The following is a 3,246-nucleotide window of genomic DNA, read 5'->3' as shown; positions in this document are numbered from 1 at the left end:
GGTGCGGGGCCAGCGGAACGCCGGTGCCGGTCATCGTCACCGGCGCAGCGAGTGGGGGGCGCGCCGGCAGCAATTTGTCCAGCGCATAAGCGCCCAGTGCTCCCGTCGCCGCACCGGCGCCAAGGCGCAACACAGCGCGACGACTCAGATCTGGCATGCGGGCCATGATAAAGCGCCGCTCCTTAGCATCGCTTTGCTCTGCATCGTCGTCGGCGGCTTAAAGCGCCGTTGCCACATCGGACCTGGCGTTTATCGGAAAGGGCAATGCGGCACCAAGCTGACTGGCAGCATGTCGTAGGTGACTGCAGCTGTTACTCCCAAGGGAGAACGTCGACGGTACGCGCTGGTCAGCGCCGCCGCCGAGCTGCTGTGCGAAGGCGGATTCGAGGCGGTCCGCCACCGCGCCGTTGCCCGCCGGGCAGGCCTTCCGCTGGCTTCGACCACTTATTACTTCTCTAGCCTTGATGACCTCATCGTCAATGCGGTCGCCCATATCGGAATGCTGGAGGTGGCGCAGCTACGCGCCGAGGTCGCCACCCTATCGCGCCGGCGCCGCGGCCCCGAGACGACAGCGGACCTGCTGGTCGATCTGCTCGTCGGCAGTGAGTCCGGCCCACGTCTTACCGAGCAGCTGATTTCGCGCTACGAGCGCTACATCGCCTGTGCCCGCCAGCCCGCGTTGCGCGACATTCAGCGCCGCAACCTGCATCACCGCGTCGACGCCATCGCCGAGGTGATCGAGCGGTCGGGACGCTTAGTGCGCATGGAGCTGGTCTCAGCGTTGATTTACGCAATCGACGGCGCGGTGGTTTCCGCCTTGGTCGACGATCGGGAGGATCCCCGTACCGTCGCCCGGGCGACGGTGATCGATGTCATCGACTCGTTGGCACCGATCGACCAGCGCACCGTACAGATTTGACCTCGTTTTGGGGTTAGCGGTCGAGCTGTTGGCGGATCGCGGTCAACCCGCGTTGTGCTTCTTCGAGGAGTGCAGCAAGCTGCGCGAGCCGCTCACGTAATTCGTCGGTGTCCGGCTGTGCGGTTGGACGACGGCGGGGCGCGGGTGCCAGATCCGGCGCAAGACTCGGTGTGATGATGTAGCCGGTCGCGAAGTCGCCGTATACGGTCACATCTTCGGGCCGGTGATACCAATACAGCGCGACGTAGGCGCATAGCACGGCGTCGACGGGGTCTTCGTCACGGTCGAGCTGTCCCGGTCGAGTCGCGGCGGCAACCCGTCTGCGCAGTTCCACCCAAGACACGTTGTGGTTCACCCGCAGCCGCGGCGTTGCCTTGTCGAGTCCCTCTATCAGCGTCATCAACTGCAGCAGCTCACTTTGACGAACCTCGAATGGGCCCCTCTTGTACTTCAGGACCTTCGCCAGGCCGAACAACACAATGGTCGCCGGGTGCGGATACACCTCAATCGCCCGTCGTGGCGAACCCGATAGGGGATCCATGTCGAGATCCAGTGCTGTCGCGATCCGGGCGCCGCGAGGATCGTTGAATTCGGGTTTCTCCGCATAGGCCGGGCGTGCTCCCGCGTCGAACCGGTGGAAGTCGTGGTTGAGCGCCGCCTCGCACGGCCGGTGTCCGGTCAAATTCTTCACGATCAGCGGCGCGTCGATGGCCACCAGGCAGTCGTTGCTGACATACGGCGACACCGTGGCTTCGATGCTCGCGTCGTCCTGCGCGGCACCGACGTGCAGAAGCCGGCCATCGGAATCTATGACCGCGACACCGGTGCTGTTCTTCTCGCCCCAGGCGAGATCGAGCCCAACGAAGTGCATGGGGCTACTGTGCCTGATCCGCGGCTGTAACGGCGCCGTTAAGCTGTGTGTTTGTGACGATCCCGAACGTGTTGGCCAACCGCTACGCCAGCGCCGAGATGGTGGCGATCTGGTCGCCGGAGGCCAAGGTGGTCGCTGAGCGGCGGCTCTGGCTGTCGGTGCTGCGGGCGCAAGCGGAATTGGGCGTCGAGGTTCCCGAAGCCGCCGTCGCCGACTACGAGCGGGTGCTCGACGATGTCGACCTGGCCTCGATCGCCACCCGCGAGCGGGTGCTGCGCCACGACGTCAAGGCCCGCATCGAGGAATTCAACGCACTGGCCGGCCACGAACAGGTGCACAAGGGCATGACCAGCCGCGACCTGACCGAGAACGTCGAGCAGCTGCAGGTTCGGCGATCGCTGGAATTGGTGTTCGCCCACGGCGTCGCATTGGTGGCCCGAATGGCCGAGCGTGCGGTGACCTACCGCGACCTGGTGATCGCCGGACGTAGCCACAACGTCGCGGCACAGGCCACCACGTTGGGCAAGCGGTTCGCCTCGGCGGCGCAGGAGACTCTGCTGGCGTTGACCAGACTGCGGGAACTGATCGACCGCTACCCGTTGCGTGGCATCAAAGGTCCGATGGGCACCGCCCAGGACATGCTCGATCTGCTCGGCGGTGACGTGGCGAAGCTCGCCGAACTCGAACGGCGCATTGCCGACTTCCTTGGATTCACAACGGTTTTGACCAGTGTCGGACAGGTATATCCGCGTTCGCTGGACCACGAAGTGGTGTCCGCTCTGGTGCAGCTGGGTGCCGGGCCGTCGTCACTGGCGCACACTATCCGGCTGATGGCCGGCCACGACCTCGTCACCGAGGGTTTCGCGCCGGGGCAGGTCGGCTCGTCGGCGATGCCGCACAAGATGAACACCCGTAGTTGCGAACGGGTCAACGGGCTGCAGGTGGTATTGCGCGGTTACGCGTCGATGGCTGCTGAATTGGCCGGCGCGCAGTGGAACGAGGGGGACGTGTTCTGCTCGGTGGTGCGCCGAGTTGCCCTGCCGGACAGCTTCTTCGCCGTCGACGGGCAGGTCGAGACAATGCTGACCGTGCTCGACGAGTTCGGCGCTTACCCCGCGGTGATCGCGCGCGAGCTGGACCGCTACCTGCCGTTCCTGGCCACCACCAAGGTGCTGATCGCGGCGGTGCGCGCCGGAATGGGCCGCGAGGCCGCGCACGAGGTGATCAAAGAACACGCGGTGGCCACCGCGCTGGCGATGCGCGAACGGGGCGCCGAGCCCGACCTACTCGACCGGCTGGCTGCCGATCCACGACTGCCGCTGGACCGGGCGTCCCTGGACGCCGCGCTGGCCGACAAGCAGGCGTTCATCGGCGCCGCCGGCGACCAGGTCGACGCGGTGGTTGCCGGGGTGGACGCGCTAGTTGGCCGCTACCCGACCGCGGCCAAGTACACGCC

3 protein-coding genes and 1 pseudogene are annotated in these 3,246 nt (G+C 66.0%); 2 read left to right on the top strand and 2 right to left on the bottom strand.

Translation table 11 applies throughout. The features are described 5' to 3' along the window. Positions 1–169, bottom strand: a pseudogene (locus tag WAN71_RS00680) (alpha/beta hydrolase); the annotation flags it as partial. Positions 170–298: 129 nt separating this feature from the next. Between WAN71_RS00680 and WAN71_RS00675 the strand changes: the two are divergent. Continuing rightward, positions 299–919 (top strand): TetR/AcrR family transcriptional regulator, encoded by a 621-nt coding sequence (locus tag WAN71_RS00675; RefSeq protein WP_422223485.1) that lies wholly within the window; start codon positions 299–301, stop codon positions 917–919. 13 nt (positions 920–932) lie between these two features. Here WAN71_RS00675 and WAN71_RS00670 read toward each other — a convergent pair whose 3' ends face one another. Continuing rightward, positions 933–1,790 (bottom strand): DUF429 domain-containing protein, encoded by an 858-nt coding sequence (locus tag WAN71_RS00670; protein ID WP_422223484.1) that lies wholly within the window; start codon positions 1,788–1,790, stop codon positions 933–935. Positions 1,791–1,843: 53 nt separating this feature from the next. Between WAN71_RS00670 and purB the strand changes: the two genes are divergently transcribed. Beyond that, a partial coding sequence (gene purB / locus WAN71_RS00665) for an adenylosuccinate lyase (protein ID WP_422223483.1) occupies positions 1,844–3,246 on the top strand: 1,403 nt, incomplete at its 3' end.

The sequence above is a fragment of the Mycobacterium sp. genome, assembly GCF_049280035.1.
Taxonomy (GTDB): Bacteria; Actinomycetota; Actinomycetes; order Mycobacteriales; family Mycobacteriaceae; genus Mycobacterium.
The sequence above is the reverse complement of the archived record's forward strand: the minus strand, read 5'-3'. Positions and strand labels throughout refer to the sequence as shown.